The following is a 24,311-nucleotide window of genomic DNA, read 5'->3' as shown; positions in this document are numbered from 1 at the left end:
GCCGGTTGCATAGATCGCGAAATTCAATCCTTAACCTTCACCAACACCCGCATTTCAGGTGGCGATCCGATGTCAGCCGCTGCCCCCGCCATTCGCGGGACGGGTTGCGGAGGTTGAAACGAACCACTGGGCAATTATTGCCTATGGGAAGGTTTCGATATGGTTAACGGTGGTTAAAGGGTCCTAACAAAGTGTAGACATGCAAAAAATCGGCTTGGCAGGGCCAAGCCGATTTTCGAAGAAGTCCAGTCGCGTCGGTAACGATCTATTGGCGATATTGCTGAATTCGGGTGGTGCGCAGGCCGGCCAGACCGTGCTGGTCGATCGAGAACTGCCACGACAGGAATTCGTCGACGGTCAGGGTGTAGCGGCTGCACGCTTCCTCGAGGGATAGCAAGCCGCCGCGAACGGCGGCAACGACTTCCGCCTTCCGGCGAATGACCCACCTCTTGGTGCCTGGGGCAGGCAAATCCGCGATGGTGAGCGGGCTGCCGTCAGGCCCGATGACGTATTTCACCCTCGGGCGATGGGGTTCTGTCATGGCGTACTCACAAACTCTTAACCACTGAACTCACGGTAAGACCCTACGCCGCCTCGCTTAAAATTTGCCTAAGCCAAGGGCGCGAATCCGGCGATGTGCGCGAACGCCGCCACTTCCGGTGGCGAGACGCCCCGGGAGCGGAATCGTGGTAAATGATTGGTTAAGAATTTCCGGCGCTTACGCTGACGTGTCGTCGCGGCAGCAGAGCTTGATGTTCAAGCTCAGCTGCAGGCGCATCCGCGGTCTCAGGAGCCGGTTGCTTGGGGGCTAGCCGACGATCTGCCGGATCTGGTTGACCGTGTAGGTCTGGCCGCCGATCGTCAGCAATGGCGGCTGCTGGGTCAGGTCGACCGAGGACACCGCGCCCTGGACCTGGGTCTTGATCGCAACCGGATTGCCGTTGGTGGCGTCGGTCGCCACCGTCGTGATCTTGTACTGTCCATCCGGCCATTGCGTGCCGTCATTGCCCTGACCATTCCAGCTGTAGGTCTGGTTGTCACCAGCGTTGGCCGTATATTTGCCGGTGAAGACGGTCTGCCCGGCCTTGTTGATGATGTTGACCGTCAGATTGCAGTTCTTGGGGATGGTGAGGCCCCAGCTCGCCTTTCCACTGGACAGGCTGGTGGTGTCGCCGGCGACGACCGCGGTCTTGCCGACGAAGGCCAGCGCCTGGGTCGCCTGTGCCGTCTGCTGCATCGTGAGCAGCGATGCGAGCTGGTCGTTGGTCTTGAGCTGCTGCTCGACGCCGGCAAACTGCACGAGCTGCTGGGTGAACTGGTTGGTGTCGAGCGGATCCAGCGGATTCTGGTTCTGCAGCTGCGTCGTCAGCAGCGTCAGGAAGGTCTGGAAGTTGCCTGCAATCGTCGAGCCCGCGCTCGAGCCGAGGTTGCTGTTTCCGGATGACGAATTGGTGTTGGTCGTGCCCGAGACTGGCGGGCTTGACGTGATTGCGTCGCCGATTGCCATGGAAGGCTCCTGTTAAACCCTGATATCCACGCCGCCTTGCGCGCCGAACATCCGTCCATAGGACCGGCCGGCGAGCTGGACCGGGACGTTTTCGTCCTCGGTCACGATCAGGCGTTGTGCGTTGCCATTCTGTTGATAATCGCCGCCGTTCTGGCCGGACGAGTTCTGGTCGCGGAGCGAGAACTGCAATCCGCTGTTGTTGCTCTTGAGGCCGGCGTCCTGCAGCGCCTGCTGCAGCTGCGGCGCCGTCTGCTGCAGCATCGCCAGCGTCTCCGGCTTCTCGACCCGCAGATGCGAGGTCACCTGGCCGTTGCGGTCGACGTCGATGCGGACGTCGATGCGGCCGAGCTCGGCCGGATCCAGCCTGATCTCGAAGCGGCTCTTGCCGTTGAGCGCGGAGGCTGCGATCTCGACGGCAAGCCCGTGCAGCGGCACGGTGGCCACCGTGGCGGCTGTCGCGGTCAGGTTGGCCGAGGTGATCTGGCTGGTCGATGCGGCCGGCGTCGACAGTTGGGGCTGCACGGCGGCCGTGGCCTGTGCGCTCGGGTCGGGCGCCGGCGCGTTGGTCGGGCTGGTCGTCGGCGCGGCGTTGCGATCATGTGAGGCTGGTGCCTGCACGTTGCCATTCGCCTTCCCGTCGCCGGCCTCGACGGAGTCCGGCTTGGCTGCAACAGCGGGCTGTTGGGCGAGGGCGCCATGGCCCGGCTGCTGAGCGGCCTGGACGTCGCCATTGCCCGGTTCGGTGACCTTGCCGGCGGCGCCGTCGGCGAGCCCCGTCTTGGTCTGGGTGCCCGGCTTGCCCGTCGTCTTGGTGCCGCCGGGAACGGCCGCATCGAGCGCGGCGGTGAAGGTCTGATCGGCAGATGCGGCAGCGTCGCCGGAGGCCGCCGTTGCCGTCTCGGGCGCCGCCGCGGCGGATCCGGCTCCGTCGGCATCCTTGGCCGCACCGGTGGATTTGGCTGCGGCCGCAAGCAGACCTGCCGCGGCATCGACCGAGCCCCGCGGGCCAACACCGGATGCTCCGACGAGCGCGGTGGCGCCGGGTGCGTTGGATGTGCCGTCGCCGTCCGCCGTGCCATCGCCGGTGGCGGGGTTGGCGAGGGTGATGTCGGGCTGGATGGCGACGGCGACCGGCGTCGGCACGGCCACGGTCTGCTCGGCTATAGCGGTCGTTGTAGCGCTCGCATCCGTGCCGGCCTGATCGCCGTCCTTCTTGTCGCCGGTCTTGCCGTCGCTGGTCTTGCCGTCGGCGGTCCCGGCCGCATCGGTCTTGGTCGGCGTGCCGGTGGTCGCGTCGGCCGTGGTATCCGAACCGCTGCCGTCGTCGCGCGCAGTGCTGCCGTCGGCCTTGTCCGCCGGCTTGTCCTGCGACCTGGCCTGGGTGGTGCGATCGGCGTCGCCGGCCCGCGCCGGCTCGCGGCTCGGGGTGGAAGCGCTGCCGGCGCGCGGTGACGGCGACGTGGAGGTGGGCGGCGACGCTGTCGACGGATCCGGTGTCGCGGCGTCGACCAGCGCCGAGAAGCTGTCGGACGGCTGCGGAGCGTCCTGACGGGACTGTCTCGGCGCCGTGGTCTTGAGAACCGTGCCTGCCTGGATGTCGGACGTGACGCTGAACACCTTGGACCCTCTCGCGATGAACTCGACCAACCAGTTCAGCAAGGAGCGGGCCAAGCCGGCGCTTCTAAAAATAGTCAATAAATTCAATTTCTTATGGAATCGACCGCGGCGCGGGTCCCCTGCCGCGTCCTCGCCATTTCTGCCCGGCCGGCAAGATTTGCCGCCGGCATCTGCGACCGGCGCAATTGCTTCGCAGGAAGTGCGCCTATATTAGAGACAGATGCTTTCGTGTTGTTTCCGGTCAGGACATCCTGTCGGAGATCGCCGGAAGCAAGCCATCCGCAAAGACGGCGCATGCGAGGCGTTCCCGCGCCGGGAACCCGTTGCCTGACGCCGCGATCGCAGTGACCGGATCATGCTCAACAGTCTCGATCTCGAAGGCCGTCCCGAAGACACCAGGGTCGTCGTCGCCATGTCCGGCGGCGTGGACTCGTCGGTGACGGCCGCGCTGTTGAAGTCGGAAGGCTACGACGTCGTCGGCATCACCCTGCAGCTCTACGATCACGGCGCGGCGACGCACCGCAAGGGCGCGTGCTGCGCCGGCCAGGACATCCACGATGCCCGCAACGTCGCCGAGCGCCTCGGCATCCCGCATTACGTGCTGGACTACGAAGACCGCTTCCGCGAGTCGGTGATCGACAATTTCGCCGCCAGCTACGCTTCGGGCGAGACGCCGGTGCCGTGCATCGAGTGCAACCGCGCCATCAAGTTCGGCGATCTCCTGAAGACCGCGCGCGAGCTCGGCGCCTCCGTGCTCGCCACCGGCCACTACGTCGCCTCGCGGCGGCTGGCGGACGGATCGCGCGCGCTCACTTGCGCGGCGGATGCCGATCGCGACCAGAGCTACTTCCTGTTCGCGACCACGCGCGAGCAGCTCGATTATCTGCGCTTTCCGCTCGGCGACATGACCAAGCCGGAGGTGCGCGAGCTCGCGCGCCGCTTCGGCCTGGAGGTCGCCGACAAGCACGACAGCCAGGACATCTGCTTCGTGCCGACCGGCCGCTACACCGACATCATCGGCAAGCTGCGCCCGAACGCGATGGAGCCGGGCGAGATCGTCGATCTCCAGGGCCGCGTGCTCGGTGTGCATCACGGCATCGCAAACTACACGATCGGTCAGCGCAAGGGCCTCGGCATCGCTGCCGGCGCGCCGCTCTACGTCGTCAAGCTGGACGTCGCCACCCGCCGCGTCGTGGTCGGCCCGCGCGAGGCGCTGCGGACGCATCGCATCACGCTACGCGAGGTCAATTGGATCGGTGACGGCGCGCTCGACGCGGCCGCGCGCGAGGGCCTCGAATTGTTCGTGCGGGTGCGCTCGACGCGGCCGCCGCAGCCGGCCTGGCTGCGCGGTGCGGACGGCCATTACGAGGTCGAGCTCGTCGCCGGCGAAGAGGGCGTCTCGCCGGGCCAAGCCTGCGTGTTCTACGATGCCGCGTCCGGCCGCGCCCGCGTGCTCGGTGGCGGCTTCATCCAGAGCGCTGTTGCGGAAAGCAGCAGCTTGGGCGGCAACGTGATCAGGCCGCAGCGCGTGGCCGAGCCGGTCCGCGGCTGATCGGCATCCATCATTCGGGGCAGGGGCATGGGGGACATCGACCGCGCGGGGGTCGAAAAGGCCTATGAGCGCTGGGCGCCGGTCTACGATCTGGTGTTCGGCAAGGTCTTCGATCAGGGCCGCCAATCGACCATCGCGGAAGCCGATCGCATCGGCGGCCGCATTCTCGACGTCGGCGTCGGCACCGGCCTGTCTTTGTCGGACTATGCCCGGACCACGAGGATCTGCGGCGTCGATATCTCCGAGCCGATGCTGCGGCGGGCGCAGGCCCGCGTGCGCGAGCTGAAGCTCTTCAACGTCGAGACGCTTGCGGTGATGGACGCGAAGCATCTCGCTTTTCCCGACAATTTCTTCGACGCGGTGGTCGCGCAATACGTCATCACCGCGGTGCCGGATCCCGAAGCGACGCTCGACGATTTCATCCGCGTGTTGAAGCCCGGCGGCGAGCTGATCCTGGTCAACCACATCGGCGCCGAGAGCGGCCCGCGCCGCCTCTTCGAGCTCGCCTTCGCGCCGATCGCGCGCCGGCTTGGCTGGCGGCCGGAGTTCCCCTGGGCCCGCCTCGTGAACTGGGCCGCGAAGCATGGCGGCGTCACGCTGGCCGAGCGCCGGCCGATGCCGCCGCTCGGACACTTCTCGCTCATTCGCTACCGCAAGGGCTGATCGCCAGATACTCTGGCAGGCGCTTTGCCATGCCCTCCGCGCGGAACGCGAGCGCGGGGTTTGCGTTGCCCCGCCATGAGCATCAGGCAATCCTTGTTCCTCTCGTTCGCACTGGCCTCGGCCGCGGCCCACGCCCAGGCGCCCCCGACGCCGGCCACGCCGCCGCAGGCGACGGCACCGGCCCCCGACGCGAATGCCGCCTGCGCGCCGAACGTCCGCGCGACGGCGACGCCCGACGGCATCACCACCGGCCGCGCCGGCGAGCCGCTGGGCGACAAGCTGGCGAAGACCAACGGCGTGTTGTGTCCGCCGAGCGGGGTCGATCCGGAGATGCACGCGCCGACCCCGGAGGGCGGCACGACGCCGGTGATTCCGCCGCCCGGCAGCCCCGGCGGCAATCCGAACGTGCAGCCGAAGTGAGCCTCTTGTGATCTGCATTGCCGAGCTGCCGCTCTCTCCCGCGCGCGTCGGCCCGTGCCCCTCGGCGAGTGGCGGATACATCCGCAAGGCCTTGGAGAGTCGCCTAGAAATCCGCTGGTGCGAAAACCGCTGCGGCCCGCGAGCTTTGCTTGACAGGGGCGGAGACGCCTCCTTATATGCCGCCCGTTCACAAGGCCCGGCGCCCGCTTCGGCTGGTCTTGCCTTGATCGAACACCGTGGCGGGGTAGCTCAGCTGGTTAGAGCACGGGAATCATAATCCTGGGGTCGGGGGTTCGAGTCCCTCCCCCGCTACCACGCGTGACCCACTATTGTAGTGGGCCTCTGGAAACACATCTGCCCCGAGCAATGCGGCCAGCTTTCCCTTGACTTCAATCTCAAAGCCCTCCCGGGGTCCCTTCGGGTGAACCGCGACGCCATGCACGAGGGCCCGGAAATCGTCGATCAGGGTGCCTCGGTCGTCGTCGGCACCGGCGTGGCCCGCCATCCTTTCCGCCAGCGCGTCGACGGTCGCGACATGGCGATCCAAGGTTGCCGGATGCAGGGCCACAGGGATGGGGGCTTCCGCAAGCGCGGCCCGTTCCGCCTTGACACGCTGTCGTCCCCCGTTCAGCTCTGCAATGCGTTGCCGCTCGCCCTCGATCCGATCGCGCTTCGCCTCCAGTCGCGTGCGCGTTGCGGCCGCGTCTCCGGCAAGCCGCTCTCTTTCACGATTGTAGTTGCGCACGTAGATTTCGATCAGCCGAGGATCCTTCAATCCTCGGCCATGCCGCTTAGGACCAGATTCTCGACGTCCCGAACGTACAAGATCCTGCGGTTCGAACAGCTGCCGCTTTCGCGCACGGCCGAACAGCGGACCCGGGTCTTAGCAATCGCGCGATTTCCGGGTACGAACCTCCTCCGTGCGCAACAGCGCACGGACGCAACGGCGTAGCGCTCCATGCGCGGCGTCCACACGCATTGCGTTGCGTTGCGCCCAATCCTCAAGCTCAAGGGTCACGCACAATGTTGCTGCGCTGATTGTGGTTCTTGATGTGCAACTCATGCATTGCGACGGTGTACGAGATAAGTGACCTGTTACTTGGAGCGCGAACAAATTCAAACTTGCCACTCACCGCAGTGCCTTCGATGGACGTTAGCACCAATCGATGTCGATCTATTCGGTAGAGCACAGGCGTAGGAGATATCGTTCGCGATCGGCGATAGTGGGCATCGTTCTCAAATTGTAAGGCTTGGCCGCGTATCTTAAATTTAGAATGAGGCATATTCGACTTGATGAAACTGATTGAGGTCAAGTCAACCATTCAAGACCGGTAAGCGGGCGCTGTGCCATTTCGAAAGAATGCGATCAGGCACCTCGGAGGCCGTTCCTGATCGGTCGACGGGGAGGCGCTTCGCGTCGATTGGGACGAACCCGATCGAAATGAAAGCCAGTAGCACCGTTGATCCAGATCAATAGCAGTCGGCTGTAACGGCGCGATCTTTTTATAAAAGAGGTGCACCATGTCCGTGCAGTCGCCTTTGACTGACTCACCGGGACCTTCGAGCCGAGACGAACGCACTCGCCAGATCGATTCAGCAGCCTGGGCGGTGTTCTTCATCTGGGTCGGTGTCGTCATGCTCGCCGATCTGCCCTGGGCTTGGTTCCTTGTAGGAGTCGGCGTCCTCGTTGTAGGCGCGCAGATCGTGCGACAGCAACGGGGCCTGAAGGTCGAGATGTTTGGTGTAATCGTGGGGCTCATCATGCTCGCGGCCGGCATATGGGATCTTGTTGCTCTGCCCTTGCCGCTTATGCCCATTATCTTGATCGTGCTCGGCGGCTATCTGCTTTGGAAGACGCTTTCGCGAAGGGCTGAATCTTCGTAGGCGCGTGGTAGTGCGCGGCGCAGGGAGGCCGGGATGACTTGGATGACCGAATTGGTCGTGCTGGGGTTGGCCGCAGTTGGCGGCGTGGTCGCGCTCCGGTGTCTTCCGGTCGAGCCGCGGCATCGCTTGACGCGCACAGCAGGTGATTGGGTGAACAAGAAGATGCTCGCCCGCATGGGGTGGATAATGGCGAGCCTTCCGGAAGGCGCCCCACCCAAGCTGGTTATGTCTGTCCTGCCCAAGCTCCAGGCGCAGAATGAAGAGATACTCGAGCTGCTACGCGTGCAGAACGAGCTTCTTCGGCGAGGGCAGAACATCAGCGAGTTAAGTTTGGACGCCTGACGCACCCTAAGCACCCGGAATGACAATAGCCGCCGGTCCCACCATTCGCGCTAACGTTTGTCGCGCAGGATTCTGGACCTGCTGGTCGTAGCCGCTGCCTTCGCCAGTGCGGCGGATGCGCGGCAGGCGCACCGGATGGCGATCTCCGGCCGGGGTGACGGTTACGACGGATATTGGAATGGTCTCATCATCACTGACGCCGGCACGTGCGATCGCACCTACAGCCTTCCCGTCCATATCGCAGGTGGACATGTGCTGTCCGGAGGAATGGCCGAGGTTGCTGGCAGTGTCCCTCGCAGCGGTGATCCCAGTCTCGCTGGTCCATCATTCGGTTCAGACGATGAGTGTCCTTTCGCCTACTTCATCTTTGGGTTCAGTCGAGAGTCCGCTAAACCCTTGTGGGCGCAAGTTCCAGGCACATTGGGCCGGTCGTGACGATCGGCGTCTCGCACGCGACTATCTATGATACAGGCCGACCAGAGTGGCCTCGGCGAGGGTGAACTTGCGCGCCTCGCGTTCGACGTCGCGGCACGAAGCATTCGCCCGTATATTCAGATGATCCGCCGAGAGCGCAAGGAGCCGGAAATGATAGTGGTGGACGCCATGTCCCGGCGGAGGACACGGTCCTCCATAGCCAATCTTCCGGAAATCGTTGGCGGCCTGCTTCAGCCCGGGCTTCTGTGATGCGCCATCCACAAGGCCGGTTTGCGTGGGCGGAATGTCGTAGACCGCCCAATGATGCCAGGTGCCGCTTGGGGCATCGGGATCGTCACAGAGCAGGACATAACTGCGGGTTCCCTCGGGTGCGTCGGCCCACTGCAGGTGCGGGGACAGGTTTTCGCCGTCGCAGGTGAAGCGTCGCGGAATAGTCGAGCGGTCGACAAAAGCGCCAGACAGGAGTTCCATGGTTCTCTCCTAGCTTCAGATGGAGACAGGCGCTGGTGTGCGCAGATATCGCTCGAACCACTGGCTGGCATGGTCGATGACGGTGTTCATTGCGCCCGGCTCTGGAAACAGGTGCGTCGCGCCGGGAATGATTTCCAGTTCCGTTGGCCCGCCAAGCCGGGTGAGCGCCTCCTCGTTCAGCTCGATCACGCCGGAGTCGGCGCCGCCCACGATCAGCAGGGTTGGCGCATGGACATGAGACAAGGCCTCGCCAGCCAAATCCGGACGGCCGCCGCGGGAGACTACGGCGGCAATTCGATGAGGCAATTGAGCCGCGGCAACAAGGGCGGCCGCGGCGCCGGTGCTGGCGCCGAACAATCCAACCGGGAGGCCGGCAATCGCCGGTTTAAGGCCTTGAAGCCAGTCGACGGCTGCGACCAGCCGCTTTCCAAGCATTCCGATATTGAAAACGTTCGAGCGGTCATGCTCTTCTTGCGGCGTGAGAAGATCGAATAGCAGCGTCGCAAAGCCGCGCTCATTCAGCCCCTGCGCGACCGCAATGTTCCGGATACTGAATCGGCTTGAGCCGCTGCCGTGTGCAAAGACGACCAGGCCGCGTGCATTTTCCGGCAGGGTCAGCGTTCCTGCCAGCCCGAATGGCGGAATGCGAACGTCGAACGCTTGATCGATCTTCATGACGCATCCGCTCTGGGTCAGCCCTTCTGGATCAGCCCTGGAGGTTTCTGAGTTGGGCCGGAAGATGGGCCATCAATTTCTCGAATTCGCCGGGATCCAGCTTTTCCCATAGCACTTCGTAGATTCCACGCGCGGCCGTGAGAGGGTCGATGGGAAATTGCGGCGGAAGCTCTCGGCCAACATGCGCTACAAATTCGTCGATGTGCCGCTCCTTGGTCGGAGTCGCCGCCATATGCCAGCCCTCGTAGTAGATGCCGCGCACGATGATCGGTAGCTGCGCGCCGAGCTTAGCTGCGACCTCCGGCGGCAGACGGTCGCGCAGCGCGTGCAGGACGGCTCGCAACGCATTGTAGGCATGGTGGCGGCTTTCCAGGGCCAGCTGCTCATCGATCGCTTTGAGCCAAACATTGGTTTCCTGAACCGAATGATCCAATGCAGTCACACCCGTTGTTGTGCTCATGGTCTCGCTCCCAGGACAGAGACAGATGGCCAATTAGTCGCAGCCTGTCCTCGGCCTGCTTTGACCTGCCGCAAAGTTCCCCGAAGGAGGGCAACAAAATGAGCGCCGCCGGGCGTTCTGGACCGGCGGCGAGTTACCTGGTTGAGGGCGTCGGGCCGGGTTGATTTCGCGCAAGGCCGTGCGCGGGCGGCGTGCTCAGATCGGTCGCCTTTTCTGAGGAGCAAGATCATGCAAACCCCGGCTCAAATCGAATTCGAGAATCTGACGCCGTCTCCTGAGCTGCAAGCTGCGATCAGCCAGCACATTTCCGAGCTGGAAAAGCGCTTCGGTCGAGCGACCGCAGGTCGCGTCATCGTGCGAGGCCCTGGCGAGCGTCACAAGACGGGCGGTCAGTACCAGGTCAACATCCGGCTCGTTCTTCCCGACGGGCGCGAAGTCAACGTGGGCCGGACGCCCAAGGAGGATGAAAGGTATGCCGACCCGACCTTTGCAGTGGACGACGCTTTCAAGCGGGCGCGGCGGCAACTGCAGGATCAGGTGCTTGTGATGCACCGCGAGACGAAGCACCACCAAGGAGAGCCGGTTGGCACCGTGCTACGGATCGATCCTAGCGGCGAATTCGGGTTCCTCGAGGCGGACGACGGCCACGAGGTCTATTTCAATTGCAACAGTGTTCTGGAAGGCCGCGCGAACATCGCCGTCGGCGCGCGTGTCGGCTATGTCGAGGAGCTCGGAGAAAAGGGGCCTCAGGCCAGCACGGTCAGGCTCCTGAGCAAACACGGCATGCGGACGTAGGTGGTTCCTCATCTCAATTGGTGGTGTGCTCACAATGGACAGTAGCTGGACGCCTCGTACCGCACGGACGCGGAGCGATCGGTTGCGCCTTTTTGCCTTGAATGGCAGCACGGAGCTGGGCGAGCGGATTGCGTCCTCATTGGGCTGCAAGCTGGCGGCCCACGAAGAGCGCAGCTTTGAAGACGGCGAGCACAAGGTCCGGCCACTCGATACGGTTGCCGGGCGCGATGTCTTTGTCGTTCACAGTCTTCATGGAGGTCCGATTGAGAGTCCGAACGACAAGCTTTGTCGTCTGTTGTTCATGATCGGCGCACTGAAAGACGCAGGTGCCACGAGCGTGACCGCAGTCACGCCATATCTTTGCTACGCGCGAAAGGATCGCAGAACGAAAGAGAATGACCCCGTGACGATCCGTTACCTGGCGTCGTTGTTCGAGGCGGTCGGCACGGCCAGGATGGTGACGCTCGATGTGCATAACGAGGCTGCCTTCGAGAATGCATTCCGCTGTCCTTCGATTGCACTCACCACGGCGCCGCTGCTGATCGGAAGGATAAGATCAATCGCCGGCGACAGGCCGATCAGCGTCGTCTCTCCCGATCTCGGTGGTGGCAAGCGGGCCGATCTGTTGCGGGAGGCATTGCAAAAGGCCTTGCAGAGACCCATAGGCAAGGCCTTCGTCGAGAAACATCGCAGCTCCGGCCGGGTGTCCGGCGACCTCTTTGCCGGCGACGTGGCTGATGCGTTCTGCGTCGTCGTCGACGATCTCATCAGCAGTGGCGGAACCCTGGTGCGTGCGGCGAAAGCGGCGCGCGCGCACGGCGCAGGAAGTGTCATTGCGTGTGTCGCTCACGGCCTGTTCATGCCGGGGGCGGAAACGGCACTTGCGGACGCGTCTATCGATCACATTATCGCGACGGACACCGTTCCGCCGTTTCGGCTGCGCCCGGGTCCGGTTCTCGCCAAGCTTGAGGTGATCTCGGCGGCTCCGCTGCTGGCAGAAGCCATCAGACGGCTGCATCAGAACGAGTCGCTGGCTGATTTGATGATGTATCAGGCTTGACGAAGCCTTGCTCGAATCATCGGGCGAGCAGCCGTTCAAGCCGCTTTGCATCGGCTTCGGCAAGGGCGAGATAGTGGCGCGCGACGCGGGGCCATTTTTCCGGCGTGCGCGGCCGGGCATCGAGCAAATGCGCGATGGACAAGCGCGCCCGTAGCATCGCGCGACCAACTCGATAAAACAGGAATACGCCGCTTGCCGGATCATCGTGCAGCGTGCGTGCCAGCCCTTGTCGGATCGTGTCGCCGAACCATCGGCTGCCAAGCCGTTCGCATTCCAGGTGCAGAAACGCGATCTCGTCCAGTGCATCGCTGGCCCGCAAACGCGAATTGAACTCGAGACAGTCGATGATCGGATGGGCAGGCGTGAGCCAGATGTGCTCTGGTCTCAGGTCGCCGTGACCATCGACGATAAGCCTTTGCGAGACCCGATCGATGAGGATCCGGGCGTTCTGCTTGAGAAATCGTCGTTGAACGGACGCAACGCGCAAGATCGTGCCGTGCGGCAGGGCGAAGCGTCGATTCAGCAGGACTTGCAAATCGAGGACGGCGGCTTCGTGCAACGAAGCCAAATAGGTCTCTGGGTCGATCAGGACCCGCGAAGCATGCGAATAGAACCCGGCGAGAACCGCTGCGAGCTGGTCGGCATCGGTCTGGCGAGCCGTGCCGTTGCGCAGCACGGCCTCGAGCGTTTCGTCCTCGTTCAGCCGGCGCATGACGACGAGCCAGTCAGCCACCGGACCGGAGCCGCCGATCGCGTACCCCGAAGCAGTCTCGGTCAGCGGAACGACGCCGAGATAGACGTCGGGCGCCAGCCGGTGGTTGAGGCTGGCTTCTGCCAGGCAGGCCGTCCTGCGGCGAGCCAGAGTCGAAAAATCGAGATAGGCAAAACGGACCGGCTTCTTGAGCTTGTAGACCCGCCCGCCATTCATGAAGACCCAGGACATGTGGGTCTCGCGCGTCTGAAGGCGGTCGGGAACGGGAGTGTAGCCCTCGGGGCGGCTCAGGAATGCGACCTTGCCGGAAAGGGCAGAAACGCTGACGTTCTCGGCACCGTCCGTCGTGAGTTCGTTCTGGCGGTCCAGCATGACAATCACTTGCCAAACGAAGACCGAGACAGTTTGACACCGATCAACGATCCCGGGCGCCGGAGCAATAATCTGGCAAAAATTCAAGCGGATCTGCGGACATGTTGTTTCAGGACCGGGAAGACGCCGGCCGTCAGCTGGCAAAAACCTTGCTGAAGTACAAGAGTCGCCATCCCGTGATTCTGGCGTTGCCTCGCGGCGGCGTTCCCGTGGCCGCTGAGGTGGCCGAACGGTTGGAAGCGCCGCTCGATCTGGTTCTGGTGCGCAAGATCGGCGCGCCCATGCAGCCGGAGCTCGCGATCGGGGCGGTGGTGGACGGAGACGATCCGATTATCGTTCGCAATCAGGACGTCATCGATCTGACCGGCGTGAGCGAGAAGACGTTCGACGCCATCTGCGCCGGTGAGCTTGCCGAGATCGACAGGCGGCGCGAACTTTATCTTGGCGGTCGCCTGCGGTCCGACGTCAAAGGGCAGGTCGCGATCATCGTCGACGACGGCATTGCGACGGGGGCGACGACGCTCGCAGCGATCCGCGCGCTGCGAAGACGAGAGCCGAAGGAGTTGGTCCTAGCCGTCCCGGTCGCGCCGCTCGAGACCTTGCAGCGGTTGCACACGGAGGTCGATGCAGTCGTTTGCCTGGACACGCCGCGAGACTTTGGCGCGATCGGCTACTATTATCGTGACTTCGGCCAAGTCAGCGATGACGAGGTCATCGCAACCTTAAAGCGGTTCCCGGCGAAGACGACGACGACACCGGCCTCCTGATCTCGGGGTTGCTCATGAATACGTCGTCAAGCGCGCTCCTGACGGACCTGTACCAACTGAACATGGTGCAGGCGTATCTGGAAGCGGGCCAGACGCAGACCGCCGTCTTCGAATTCTTCGTCCGGAAGCTGCCGCCCCAGCGCAACTTCCTGGTGGCGGCCGGTCTGGAGCAGGCGCTCGAGTTCCTGCGAGGTCTGCGCTTTTCCGACGACGAACTGAGCTGGCTGGTACGAAGCGGCCGGTTCAGCGCGAGCCTGATCCGTTATATCGCGGATTTCCGCTTCAGCGGTGACGTCCACGCCATGCCGGAGGGCACGGTATTTTTCGCCAACGAACCTATCCTCCGCGTCACGGCGCCTCTCCCCGAGGCTCAGCTCGTCGAGACCCGCTTGATCAATCTGTTGCATTTCCAGTCGCTGATCGCGTCCAAGGCCGCCCGCATGGCGCTGCTCGCGCCGAACAAGCTGTTGGTCGATTTCGGGCTGCGCCGGGCTCATGGCGCGGAAGCCGGTCTTTTGGCAGCCCGCGCCAGCTATATCGGGGGCTTTGCCGGGACTGCGACCGTTCTCGCCGAGAAATGCTTTGGAATCCCTTCCTATGGCACGATGGCGCATTCGTTCGTCCAATCGTTCGATGACGAGACGGCAGCGTTTGAAGCTTTTGCGCGGGCAAGACCGAAGGATCTCGTGCTGTTGATCGACACCTACGACACGGAGATGGCGGCCAGAAAGGTGGTGGCCTTGGCTCCCCGGCTGCGGGCCCTTGGCATTTCCATCCGTGGAGTACGGATCGACAGCGGTGACCTGGTGGCGCTCTCGAGAAGCGTCCGGCGGATCCTTGATGAGGGCGATCTCGAGGACGTGACCATTTTCGTCAGCGGCGGCATCGACGAAGAAGCACTGTCTTCCTTTGAAGCCGCCCCCATCGACGGTGTCGGGATCGGCACCAGCCTGGCGACATCCTCCGATGCCCCCGCCCTCGACTGCGCCTATAAGCTACAAGAGTATGCAGGCACGCCGCGACGAAAGCGTTCGACCGGAAAGGCGACTTGGCCGGGCCGCAAGCAGGTGTGGCGTCGTTATGATCCCGACGGCCGCATGGTATCCGACGTGCTCTCGACGGACGATGATGTCCAAGAGGGAGAGGCCCTGATCGTCCCTGTCTTGCAACAAGGGCGTCCGGTCACGCATCAGCCCTCGCTCCAGGATATCCGCGCCTACGCCCGGACTCAATTGGGGCGACTGCCGAGAGCTCTTGAGGGACTCCAGGTCGGCTCATCCTATCCGGTCCATGTGGCGGCACGGCTCCGAGAATTGGCCGCTGCCGTCGACTTGAAGACGAAGTAGGTTGCTGCGGCTAATTCTCGTCATCTGTGTCAAGAGCGGAACGCCCGGTGTGCGCCTAGAAGGCATGGAGAGCGCCTATGCCGGTTCAGAATGCCGAAATTGCCAAGATGTTCGACCAGGCCGCGGAGCTCCTGGAGATCAAGGGCCGTTCTCGCGCGTATCGTAACGCAGCCCGCCTGATCGAGTGCCTGCCCAAGAGCATCACCGGCCTGCTGAAGGCAGGCGAGGATCTCTCCGAGCTACCTGGGATCGGCAAGGACCTCGCGGGCAAGATCGAGGCCATCGTAACGTCGCACAAGTTCGATGTGCTTGACCGGCTCAGGCGCGAGCTGCCGGGTGACCTCGGTGAGATTGCGGCGCTTCCCGGGCTCGGGCCCAAGAGCGAGCAGAAGCTCTTGCTCAACGAAGCGCCGCATCAGCTTCCCCGCAGAGAGAATCATCAAATCCGGCTGTTGCCGGTCGGGTGATGGTACAGACGGTGTACCTCCAGCTTCGGAAATACGCCCTCCATTCGGGGGACCGACGTTTCGTGCCATAAGCGGACCAACCACTTGCCGCTAGATCGTACGCGCTGTTGATGGACCAGCTGCGGGGGCAGTGACAGTGCAATCAATTGACAAACGGCACCGCCAAGGAGCGCCATTGTTGCTCTGCGAGTTCAGTACGCATTCAACGTAGTCCGCTAGAAGCGATAGTTGATGCCCACGCGAACGATCTGGAGTTTCGTGCTCACCGTATGGTTGGCTACTTGTCCAGGGGGGCCAAATCCGGGTGCGTTATTGAAAGTCGAATAGGAGAAGTTGCCGAGGTCGGCGTAGAGATACTCAGCCTTCGCGGACCAATGGTCTCGGAATGCCCATTCGACGCCACCGCCGGCTGTCCAGCCGACACGGGTGCTGCTGCGGCCGCCGACATGACATTCATTCAAGCCGTTCACGATCGGGCAGCCGTCGGCAAAATCCCACGCAAATCTCTTTGATGCGTCGACATTGGCGATCGCCGCGCCGCCCGTGCCATAGATCATGAATCGGTCAAAGGCCCAGCCAACGCGCCCTCGGACCGTGGCGAACCAATTCATACCAATGTGGTCGACTGATGCAACCGTTCTCCCCGATACCGGCTCGACAACATTGCCAGTGTTTCGCGACACGTTGCCATCAATGCCGTTGAAATCGCCCTCGATACCCAAGACCAGGTGCGACCAGCCTGCCGTTGTTGGCTGCCAGTTGCATCCAACCTGTCCTCCACCGGTAATGCCGGTGTGACTCGAGCTCGCCAGACCGGCATTGTTGATTGCCGTTCTTGCAATGCCATTGATGAGATTGGGCGGGAACGGAGGCGCGTCGGTCGTCAGGTTGTGTTTCACCTGGCCCCCGCCGAGGTTCGCGCCGACATAGCATCCCGTCCAACTAAACACGGCGAGCGGCGCAGCGCGGGGCGGGGCCTTCAGCGGCAGATCGGCCGCCGACGCGGCCTGCGCAAATGGAAGGATTGAAACAGCAGAAATGATTGCGACGGATGCGTTACGCATCGTTACCTCCCACCACCAGACCCGAGCCATGCTATTCGGTGCGCGGGTCCGTGGGCAATAACTTCGGGTTGTTTCATTTATAAGTTTCAACCCAGTGTGATGTTTTAACCACAGGTTGTATGTTGCAAAATATGAAGCTCATCGCACAACCTTGGATTGTGGATGCATTGCTCACCTAACAACGCCGAGATGCCGGGAGCCGCAGTCCATTGCTGGGGATCACCGTGGTTTCGGGGGCGCGTATCGCGCCGGGGGCGGGGGACCTTGTGGCGTGTGCCGGGGCAACTTTCCCCGCGCTCCCTTTGCTCGGCTCGATAGGCCTCTCCGCTGATCGGCGGGTTGAGATGATGAGACCGTGTCCGTTTCCACCAGGTCTGGGTTGCTTCTGATGGCTCGGAAAATCATGCTTGCCGGCTTTGCCGTGTTTCCTTTGGTGCTGCTCTGGTTCGGAGGTCCGATCGTCTGGACTGCCCTGCGAACTGGGCGGCTGCTTGGTCGTGGCGCCGTCTACGATCGTGACGTGCAGCCCAAGATGTACTTTTTTGGCTTGGTGTTCTGGCTTTGCATATTTCTCGTTGTGGCAGGGAATAGCGTATTAGTGCTCATGCATGTCGACGATTGGCTGTTCAATTGAACGCCACCTGCGCCATTCCACAGCGCTATCGCGCGTCGCCCTGGAATGGCAGCGAGGGGCCGACAAAGAAAACGGCGGCCGGGGGGCCGCCGTTGGAGTCGAGACCACGCGAAGCGCGGCGTGGTGCTCAGGAGGTTCGGAGCTGGACGCGCTGGATCTTGCCGACGATCAGCAAGTAGGCACACGCCGCGACCAGGGCGTTGAGGCCGACGAACACCAGCGCGCCGTTGAACGAGCCGGTGGCCGACAGGATGTAGCCGATCACGATCGGGGTGGTGATGCTGGAGAGGTTGCCGAAGGTGTTGAACAGGCCGCCGGAGACGCCGCCGGCTTCCTTCGGCGAGGTGTCGGAGACGACCGCCCAGCCGAGCGCGCCGATGCCCTTGCCGAAGAAGGCCAGCGCCATCAGGCCGACCACCAGCGCCTGGCCGTCGACATAGTTGCAGCCGATGATCGCCATCGACAGCAGCATGCCGCCGACGATCGGGATCTTGCGGGCGAGCGTCAGCGATCCCGTCTTGCGCAGGATGGCGTCGGAGATGAAACCGCCGAGCACGCCGCCGATGAAGCCGCACAGCGCCGGCAGGGTGGCGATGAAGCCGGCCTGCAGGATCGACAGGCCGCGCTCCTTGACCAGATAGACCGGGAACCAGGTCAGGAAGAAATAGGTCAGCGTGTTGATGCAGTACTGGCCGATATAGACGCCGAGCATCATGCGGTTCGACAGCAACTGTCCGATGTGCGACCAGGTCGGACCACCGGAGGCGGCCTTGGCGTCTTTCGCGCCCTCCATGTCGACCAGCGCGCCGCCGTCCTTGATGTAGTCGAGCTCGGCCTGGTTGACGCTCGCGTGCTCCTTCGGTCCGTACATGGTCCTGATCCAGATCAGGCCCATGAGGATGCCGAGCGCGCCCATCACGGTGAAGACGTGGCGCCAGCCGAACGCGTGCGCGATCCAGCCCATCAGCGGCGCGAAGATCACGGTCGCGAAATACTGCCCCGAGTTGAAGAAGGCCGACGCCGTGCCGCGTTCGCTGCTCGGAAACCAGGCGGCGACGATGCGGGCATTGGCCGGGAAGCTCGGTGCCTCGGCGAGACCGACCATGAAGCGCAGCGTGAACAGCGCGGTGACGGCGGCGGCGCCGGAGAAGAAGCCGATCCAGCCCTGCATCATGGTGAAGATCGACCAGATCACGATGCTGCAGGCATAGACCCAGCGCGAACCGAAGCGATCGAGCAGCCAGCCGCCCGGCACCTGCGCGAGCACATAGGACCAGCCGAAGGCGGAGAACACATAGCCCATCGCCACGGGATCGAGATGCAGCTCCTTGGACAGCGAAGGTCCTGCGATCGACAAGGTCGCGCGGTCGGCATAGTTCACGGTCGTGACCAGGAACAGCATGGTCACGATAAACAGCCGCACGCGCGATCGGCGCAGTTCGGCCGTGGTTACGATTGCGCTCATGCGCGCCACCTCTCTTGTCACGTTCCTCGAGAACTGTCCTAGAGGAGAGGGAGGGCCGCGGTCCAAACCGAAGCCTGTATCGATCGATCCAAATTTTGGATCAATCCCGGGGTCTCCATGCCGGGCAAAGGCTTCTCTCCTGACCATACGCGCAGGAGCCGATCAGGATTGCCCGTCGAGTTTTTCAGATTTCGTGGCGCATTCCGACGGCCGTCGCGGCAACCGCCAGCATGGCGGGCGGATCTCTCCTCACATCCACCGCGCCTCACGCGCCGGATCGCCTGGATCCCGGCAAATTCGCTGCCGACAAGATGCGAAGCGCAGCGGTCCGTTCCGCCGGTTGGAAGCCGCGCACGGACCAATGGACGTGCGAACCATCTGTGCTTGTATCGGCTGCTACTGCGTGCACAATCGTCGGTGCAAGCGAACAGGAGCCATTGCGCGTGAAGGCCGTCTACACCGAGCTGCATCGCAGCCATGATCCGCAATTCTATCTTGTGCGCGGCGTCGTCAAGCGCACCACCGAGCAGCCCGAGCGGGCGGATCGTCTGCTTGCGGGATTGAAGGCCGGCCATCACGAGTTGGTCGCGCCGATTCATTTCGGCCAGGAAGCTCGCGCGCGCGTGCACAGTCCGGAATACCTCCATTTCCTGGAAGAGGCGTGGGACGCGTGGGCCGCGCTCGGCGATGCCGGTGCGGAGATGATTCCGAACATCCATCCCGTTCGCAATGCCGCCACCTATCCGACGCACATCGTCGGGCGGCTGGGCTGGCACACGACCGATACCTCGGCGCCGATCGGGCCGGGGACGTGGGAAGGCGCCTGCGCCGCGACCGACGTGGCTGCGACCGCGGCGCAACTGCTGCTCGATGGCGAGGATGCGGCGTATGCGCTGTGCCGGCCGCCGGGCCACCATGCCTATCGGGACATGGCCTCGGGCTTCTGCTTCATGAACAACTCCGCCATTGCAGCCGCGCATCTGCGTCAGCGCCACGAGCGGGTCGCCATCCTCGACGTCGACGTCCACCACGGCAACGGCACGCAGGGCATCTTCTACGAGCGGCCCGACGTGCTCACCATCTCGATCCACGCCGACCCCACGCACTACTACCCGTTCGTCTGGGGCTATGCGCATGAGCGCGGCGCAGGCGCGGGCCTTGGCGCCAACCTCAACATTCCGCTGCCGCTGAAGAGCGGCGACGACACTTATCTCAAGGCGTTCGAGACCGCGGCCAAGACGATCCATGCGTTCGCGCCCGGCGCGCTCGTGGTCGCGCTCGGTCTCGATGCCTCCGAGCACGATCCGCTCAAGGGGCTCTCCGTGACGACGCCGGGTTTCCGCCGCATCGGCGGCGCGATCGCGCGGCTCGGCCTGCCCACGGTGTTCGTGCAGGAGGGGGGCTACCTCTCGGACATTCTCGGGCAGAACTTGACCGCAGTGCTCGGAGGTTTCGAAGCGGCGCGGTAAGCCTTCATCTCCTCCTCATGATCTCTTCCTGGTGTGCGCCGAGAACGCCATCGCATATCATTCGCATGGCTACGCTTGACGTGCGGAGGCGAGCCGCGACGCGGCCGCTTCAGGCTCGACAGTGCGGGCGACTGTTCGAAACATTCAGGTCCGATTGCTGCACCATTTAACAAGTGCTAGGCTTTGCGAACTACCTTCGGCTGTAGTCGGCTCGGAGGGACGTGATGAAGCGGCGAATGATCGGCCTGGATACCCTGGTCGCGGGATCCGAAGAGGCGTTGGCCCAGCCGATGGCCAAACTGACCGGGCCGGAGTTCGGCTCTGCAGCCTTGGCCGGTCGGCCATCCCGCCGAAGGCTGCTGGCCTCAGCCGGCCTCGGCCTCGGCGCTGCGGCCGTATCGTTCTCAGCCGGCCCGGCGATCGCGCAACCACGTGACGGCGCAAGCCTCGGCCGGCCGGTGCGCGTCAGCAAGGACCGGCTCGATGCGCTCGCAGCGAAGCTCCACGCCGTCTTCAATGAGCACAATATCTTGCCGCCATTCTCGGCCGAGAAGCACGGGGCGCGGGTCGACGTCGAACTGCGCCGGCTGACGACCTACACGCGCGTCCCCGAGACCGGTGAGCGCGTCAAGGTCAGCGGCCTGCTCGCGCTGCCCGCCGATCACAAGGGCGCACTGCCGGTCGTGTCGTGGCAGCACGGCACCATCCTGTCGTTCGATCAGGTCCCGTCCAATCTCGTCAGACTGGCCGATCCGAACTACGAACCGCGCGACAATGTCGATTCGATCGAGACGCTGTTCAACGTCCAGCGCCTGGTCGGCAACGGCTTTGCATTGATCGCGGCCGACTATCTCGGCAAGGGACCGTATCGCCAGGGGCGAGGCGAGGCCTATGCGGTGAAGGACGCGACCGTGCAGTGCTGCCTGGACGTGCTGAACGCGGGCCTGCTCGCGCTCGATCATCTCGGCCTGCGAAACACCGGGCTGTTCCTGAACGGCTGGTCGCAGGGTGCCTTGAACACGCAATGGCTGCGCCAGGAGCTGCAGCGGCGGCGCGTCGCGGTGGCGGCGAGCGCAACGCAAAGTCCGTTCAATAATCTTGCGGATTCGATGCGCTATTGGGTGTCGGCCGAACCGGGCAGCGCGTCGACTGACAGCACCTACCCGAAGCAGCCGATTTGGATCACGCCGTGCGTCATCGTCCTCCTGGGCAGCTATCGCCAGTATTACCGGCTCGGCGACCTGTTCAAGACCGCGATCAAGCCGCAACACCTCGCGCTGGCCGAGAAATACTGGGCCGACTACAGCATGGACGAGACGTTCAGCAAGTCGGTGCCGCAGCCCTCGGACCTGCTGGTCGACGGCTTCTTTGAGCGCTTCACCCACGAGACCAACAGCCGCTTCCTCCGCCGCCTGGCCGGCAACAGCTCGACCTATTGGGATTATGACGCCCCGATGCGGTTCTACTACGGCCTTCTCGACGAGGCGCTGCCGCCGAGCCTGGTCAAGATGCCGCTGGCGGCCGACGGCCGCTTTGCGCAAGGCACAGCGGTCACCGGAGCCAGCCATCGCGGCACGTTCCTGGCAAGCCTCTATGGCGGCGGCGACGTCATGGGCGGCGCTTCGACCGTGCTGGACTTCTTCAAGGCCTGCTCTTGAGCTTCGGCCATGATCAGCTCGCCAGCGCTTGCGGCGTGCGCGAGGCAAGCTCCCGCTCCGCGGTGCGGACGATCTCCATGGTGCGCACGACGCTCGCCGGATTGACGCTGATCGAATCGATGCCGAGTTCGGCCAGATAGCGCGCCACTTCGGGATAGTTGGCCGGCGCCTCGCCGCAGATGCCGACATGGCGACGGTTGCGATGCGCGCCTTCGACCGCCATCCTCAGCATCGCCAGCATGCCGGGATCGCGCTCGTCGAAATCGAACGCGACGATGTCGGAATCGCGGTCGACGCCGAGCGTGAGCTGGGTGAGATCATTGGAGCCGATCGAGAAGCCGTCGAAATGTTTGGCGAACTCGTCGATCAGGATCACGTTGTTCGGGATCTCGCACATCATGTAGATCTCGAGCCCGTTCTCGCCACGCACCAAGCCGTGCCCGGCCATCGCCGCGATCACCTTGCGCGCCTCCTCGACGCGGCGGCAGAACGGGATCATGATCTTCAGATTGGCGAGCCCCATCGTGTCGCGCACGCGCTTCAACGCCGCGCATTCCAGCGCGAAGCCGGCGGCGTAGGCGGGATGCGCATAGCGCGAGGCGCCGCGGAAGCCGAGCATGGGGTTCTCTTCCTTCGGCTCGAAATCGGAGCCACCGATCAGGCTGGCATATTCGTTGGTCTTGAAGTCTGAGAGGCGCACGATCACCGGTCGTGGGTAGAACGCCGCGGCGATGGTGCCGACGCCTTCCGACAGCCGCTCGACGAAGAAGTCGGCGGGCTTCTTGTAGCGCGCAGTCAGGCGCTTGATCGTCGCGCGGTCCTTTGCCGCGGTCACCTTTGCGGGCGTCGCCAGCGCCATCGGGTGGATGCCGATCGCCTGGTTGATGATGAACTCCATGCGGGCGAGGCCGACGCCATCGTTCGGCAGCAGCGCGGTCTTGAAGGCCAGCTCGGGATTGCCGAGATTGACCATGATCTCCGTGCGCGGCTTCTCCAGGCTGTCGATCGCCAGGCGCTCGACATCGAACGGCAGTGCGCCGTCGTAGACATGGCCGGCATCGCCCTCCGCACAGCAGACGGTGACGGTCGTTCCGGTCTTCGCGCGCTTGCTGAAATCCTCCGTGCCGACCACGGCCGGCACGCCGAGCTCGCGGGCGATGATCGCGGCATGGCAGGTGCGGCCGCCATGATCGGTGACGATCGCCGCCGCGGTCTTCATCACCGGCTCCCAGTCCGGACTGGTCGATGCGGCGACCAGCACCTCGCCGGGGCGGAACGCGTTCAGATCCTTGGGAGTGCGGATCCGGCGGATCTTGCCCGTGGCAATCCTTTCGCCCACGGCGCGGCCGGTTGCCAGCGCCTTGCCGGTCTTCTTCAGAACGTAGGTCTCGATCGCTTCGGGCCGCCGCTGCGAGGCCACCGTCTCCGGCCGCGCCTGGATGATGTAGAGCGCGCCGTCGCGGCCGTCCTTGGCCCATTCGACGTCCATCGGTGTCGGCCTGCCGGCCTTCTGCGAGTAGTGCTCCTCGACGACGATGGTGGCCTGCGCGAGCTCCAGCACGTCGGCATCGCTGATGCAGAATTTCGCCCTGTCAGCCGGCGGCGTCGCCTCGGTGCGCGTCGTGGGGCCACGACTGCGCGCGCCGGGCTTTGCGCCGGCTTTGGCATAGACCATCCGTTTGTCCTTGGCGCCGAGCCGGCGCGACAGCACGCTGCGGAAGCCGGCCGCGAAGGTCGGCTTGTGGACGTAGAATTCGTCCGGATCGACCGTGCCCTGCACGATGGTCTCGCCGAGGCCGTAGACCCCGGTGATGAAGGCGACGTCGCGAAAGCCGCTCTCGGTGTCCAACGAGAACATCACGCCGCTCGCGGCGCGGTCCGAGCGCACCATCTTCATCACGGCGACCGACAACGCGACCTTGTCGTGGTCGAAGCCGTTGTCGATGCGGTAGGAGATCGCGCGGTCCGTATAGAGCGAGGCGAAGCAGCGGCGGCACGCCTCGAACAGATCCTTCGCGCCGCGAATGTTGAGAAAGCTCTCGTGCTGGCCTGCGAAGCTCGCATTCGGCAGGTCCTCGGCGGTGGCCGAGCTGCGCACGGCAACCGCGACGCCGCGGCCATACTCCTGCTCCAACTGCTTGTAGGCCTCTGCGACCTCGTGGCGCAGGTCGTCACGGTCGGTCGCCGCGAACACGATCGCGCGGGCCTTCGCCGCGCGCTTGGCGAGGTCGGCAATGCGGCGCTTGTCGAGGCCGGCGAGCAGCTTCCGTAGCTCGTCGTCGGCTCCGGCCGCGCGCAGCGCATCGCGATAGGCGGCCGCCGTCAGTGCGAAGCCGTTGGGCACGCGCACGCCGTGCGACGCCAGCGCCGAATACAGCTCGCCGAGCGACGCCGTCTTGCCGCCGACGCCGGGCACGTCCTCGATGCGGAGATCCTTGAACCAGCGGATGTAGCTAGGTGCCGTCATCGGTCATCT

The 24,311-nt window shown here is 64.0% G+C and carries 25 protein-coding genes and 1 tRNA gene; 15 read left to right on the top strand and 11 right to left on the bottom strand.

Features of this window, described 5'->3' with window-relative positions; genetic code table 11:
- Positions 1 to 265: 265 nt before the first annotated feature.
- The 3 genes from QW868_RS16415 to QW868_RS16405 form a co-directional block, all read right to left on the bottom strand.
- Positions 266 to 541, bottom strand: coding sequence for a DUF1153 domain-containing protein (locus QW868_RS16415; protein ID WP_002714638.1), 276 nt, complete (start codon positions 539 to 541; stop codon positions 266 to 268).
- A gap of 267 nt (positions 542 to 808) precedes the next feature.
- Positions 809 to 1,507, bottom strand: coding sequence for a flagellar hook assembly protein FlgD (locus QW868_RS16410; RefSeq protein ID WP_315733856.1), 699 nt, complete (start codon positions 1,505 to 1,507; stop codon positions 809 to 811).
- 12 nt (positions 1,508 to 1,519) lie between these two features.
- Positions 1,520 to 3,124 carry a flagellar hook-length control protein FliK gene (locus QW868_RS16405; RefSeq protein ID WP_410051302.1) on the bottom strand — a complete coding sequence of 535 codons (1,605 nt, stop codon included), beginning with the start codon at positions 3,122 to 3,124 and terminating at the stop codon, positions 1,520 to 1,522.
- Positions 3,125 to 3,479: 355 nt separating this feature from the next.
- Between QW868_RS16405 and mnmA the strand changes: the two genes are divergently transcribed.
- The 7 genes from mnmA to QW868_RS16370 all read left to right on the top strand — a co-directional run bounded on the left by mnmA (position 3,480) and on the right by QW868_RS16370 (position 7,985).
- Positions 3,480 to 4,676 (top strand): tRNA 2-thiouridine(34) synthase MnmA, encoded by a 1,197-nt coding sequence (gene mnmA, locus QW868_RS16400; protein ID WP_316230957.1) that lies wholly within the window; start codon positions 3,480 to 3,482, stop codon positions 4,674 to 4,676.
- A 27-nt stretch (positions 4,677 to 4,703) separates the two neighbouring features.
- A complete protein-coding gene (locus QW868_RS16395; protein ID WP_316230956.1) occupies positions 4,704 to 5,339 on the top strand; it encodes a class I SAM-dependent methyltransferase in 636 nt (211 codons plus the stop codon).
- A 75-nt stretch (positions 5,340 to 5,414) separates the two neighbouring features.
- The gene (locus QW868_RS16390) at positions 5,415 to 5,759 is read left to right on the top strand and encodes a hypothetical protein (RefSeq protein WP_316230955.1); all 345 of its coding nucleotides are present in this window, start codon (positions 5,415 to 5,417) and stop codon (positions 5,757 to 5,759) included.
- Between the two features lie 238 nt (positions 5,760 to 5,997).
- Positions 5,998 to 6,074: transfer RNA gene (locus QW868_RS16385), tRNA-Met, on the top strand.
- Between the two features lie 106 nt (positions 6,075 to 6,180).
- Positions 6,181 to 6,711: a hypothetical protein gene (locus QW868_RS16380; protein ID WP_316230954.1), complete on the top strand. Its 531-nt coding sequence runs from the start codon at positions 6,181 to 6,183 to the stop codon at positions 6,709 to 6,711.
- A gap of 569 nt (positions 6,712 to 7,280) precedes the next feature.
- On the top strand, positions 7,281 to 7,643 hold the full coding sequence (locus tag QW868_RS16375; protein ID WP_316230953.1) for a hypothetical protein: 363 nt from the start codon (positions 7,281 to 7,283) through the stop codon (positions 7,641 to 7,643).
- Positions 7,644 to 7,685: 42 nt separating this feature from the next.
- Positions 7,686 to 7,985, top strand: coding sequence for a hypothetical protein (locus QW868_RS16370; RefSeq protein ID WP_316230952.1), 300 nt, complete (start codon positions 7,686 to 7,688; stop codon positions 7,983 to 7,985).
- A gap of 6 nt (positions 7,986 to 7,991) precedes the next feature.
- On the opposite strand, the gene QW868_RS16365 is transcribed toward QW868_RS16370, so the two are convergent.
- The 4 genes from QW868_RS16365 to QW868_RS16350 all read right to left on the bottom strand — a co-directional run bounded on the left by QW868_RS16365 (position 7,992) and on the right by QW868_RS16350 (position 10,026).
- Positions 7,992 to 8,237: a hypothetical protein gene (locus tag QW868_RS16365; protein ID WP_316230951.1), complete on the bottom strand. Its 246-nt coding sequence runs from the start codon at positions 8,235 to 8,237 to the stop codon at positions 7,992 to 7,994.
- A 204-nt stretch (positions 8,238 to 8,441) separates the two neighbouring features.
- Positions 8,442 to 8,891, bottom strand: coding sequence for a YbhB/YbcL family Raf kinase inhibitor-like protein (locus QW868_RS16360; protein ID WP_316230950.1), 450 nt, complete (start codon positions 8,889 to 8,891; stop codon positions 8,442 to 8,444).
- Positions 8,892 to 8,906: 15 nt separating this feature from the next.
- Complete coding sequence (locus QW868_RS16355) at positions 8,907 to 9,566, bottom strand: dienelactone hydrolase family protein (RefSeq protein ID WP_316230949.1); 660 nt, start codon at positions 9,564 to 9,566, stop codon at positions 8,907 to 8,909.
- A gap of 31 nt (positions 9,567 to 9,597) precedes the next feature.
- On the bottom strand, positions 9,598 to 10,026 hold the full coding sequence (locus tag QW868_RS16350) for a DUF2267 domain-containing protein (protein ID WP_315733835.1): 429 nt from the start codon (positions 10,024 to 10,026) through the stop codon (positions 9,598 to 9,600).
- Between the two features lie 228 nt (positions 10,027 to 10,254).
- On the opposite strand from QW868_RS16350, the gene QW868_RS16345 reads away from it, so the two are divergent.
- Positions 10,255 to 10,821: an HPF/RaiA family ribosome-associated protein gene (locus QW868_RS16345; protein ID WP_315778083.1), complete on the top strand. Its 567-nt coding sequence runs from the start codon at positions 10,255 to 10,257 to the stop codon at positions 10,819 to 10,821.
- A gap of 82 nt (positions 10,822 to 10,903) precedes the next feature.
- Entirely contained in the window at positions 10,904 to 11,881 is a 978-nt protein-coding gene (locus tag QW868_RS16340) for a ribose-phosphate diphosphokinase (protein WP_316230948.1), read from the top strand.
- Positions 11,882 to 11,897: 16 nt separating this feature from the next.
- Here the strand turns inward: QW868_RS16340 and QW868_RS16335 are convergent, their stop codons facing one another.
- Positions 11,898 to 12,965: a hypothetical protein gene (locus tag QW868_RS16335; RefSeq protein WP_315785467.1), complete on the bottom strand. Its 1,068-nt coding sequence runs from the start codon at positions 12,963 to 12,965 to the stop codon at positions 11,898 to 11,900.
- 101 nt (positions 12,966 to 13,066) lie between these two features.
- Here QW868_RS16335 and QW868_RS16330 point away from each other — a divergent pair, with 101 nt between their 5' ends.
- The 3 genes from QW868_RS16330 to QW868_RS16320 all read left to right on the top strand — a co-directional run bounded on the left by QW868_RS16330 (position 13,067) and on the right by QW868_RS16320 (position 15,545).
- Entirely contained in the window at positions 13,067 to 13,732 is a 666-nt protein-coding gene (locus QW868_RS16330; protein ID WP_315733827.1) for a phosphoribosyltransferase, read from the top strand.
- A 14-nt stretch (positions 13,733 to 13,746) separates the two neighbouring features.
- The gene (locus QW868_RS16325) at positions 13,747 to 15,078 is read left to right on the top strand and encodes a nicotinate phosphoribosyltransferase (protein ID WP_316230947.1); all 1,332 of its coding nucleotides are present in this window, start codon (positions 13,747 to 13,749) and stop codon (positions 15,076 to 15,078) included.
- 77 nt (positions 15,079 to 15,155) lie between these two features.
- The gene (locus QW868_RS16320; protein ID WP_316230946.1) at positions 15,156 to 15,545 is read left to right on the top strand and encodes a helix-hairpin-helix domain-containing protein; all 390 of its coding nucleotides are present in this window, start codon (positions 15,156 to 15,158) and stop codon (positions 15,543 to 15,545) included.
- A gap of 215 nt (positions 15,546 to 15,760) precedes the next feature.
- Here the strand turns inward: QW868_RS16320 and QW868_RS16315 are convergent, their stop codons facing one another.
- Positions 15,761 to 16,609: an outer membrane protein gene (locus QW868_RS16315; protein WP_316230945.1), complete on the bottom strand. Its 849-nt coding sequence runs from the start codon at positions 16,607 to 16,609 to the stop codon at positions 15,761 to 15,763.
- Between the two features lie 355 nt (positions 16,610 to 16,964).
- On the opposite strand from QW868_RS16315, the gene QW868_RS16310 reads away from it, so the two are divergent.
- Positions 16,965 to 17,243, top strand: a complete 279-nt coding sequence (locus QW868_RS16310; RefSeq protein ID WP_316230944.1) for a hypothetical protein — start codon at positions 16,965 to 16,967, stop codon at positions 17,241 to 17,243.
- A gap of 127 nt (positions 17,244 to 17,370) precedes the next feature.
- On the opposite strand, the gene QW868_RS16305 is transcribed toward QW868_RS16310, so the two are convergent.
- Positions 17,371 to 18,708 (bottom strand): MFS transporter, encoded by a 1,338-nt coding sequence (locus QW868_RS16305; protein ID WP_316163123.1) that lies wholly within the window; start codon positions 18,706 to 18,708, stop codon positions 17,371 to 17,373.
- 443 nt (positions 18,709 to 19,151) lie between these two features.
- Here QW868_RS16305 and QW868_RS16300 point away from each other — a divergent pair, with 443 nt between their 5' ends.
- Positions 19,152 to 20,177 (top strand): histone deacetylase family protein, encoded by a 1,026-nt coding sequence (locus tag QW868_RS16300; protein ID WP_315813137.1) that lies wholly within the window; start codon positions 19,152 to 19,154, stop codon positions 20,175 to 20,177.
- A gap of 224 nt (positions 20,178 to 20,401) precedes the next feature.
- Entirely contained in the window at positions 20,402 to 21,835 is a 1,434-nt protein-coding gene (locus QW868_RS16295) for a lysophospholipase (protein ID WP_316230943.1), read from the top strand.
- A 13-nt stretch (positions 21,836 to 21,848) separates the two neighbouring features.
- On the opposite strand, the gene ppsA is transcribed toward QW868_RS16295, so the two are convergent.
- On the bottom strand, positions 21,849 to 24,302 hold the full coding sequence (gene ppsA / locus QW868_RS16290; protein ID WP_316230942.1) for a phosphoenolpyruvate synthase: 2,454 nt from the start codon (positions 24,300 to 24,302) through the stop codon (positions 21,849 to 21,851).
- Positions 24,303 to 24,311 lie beyond the last annotated feature (9 nt).

This window comes from Bradyrhizobium sp. SZCCHNR1051, from assembly GCF_032489615.1.
GTDB lineage: Bacteria > Pseudomonadota > Alphaproteobacteria > Rhizobiales > Xanthobacteraceae > Bradyrhizobium.
Note: the sequence above shows the minus strand (reverse complement) of the source record. Positions and strands in the feature narration are given on the sequence as shown.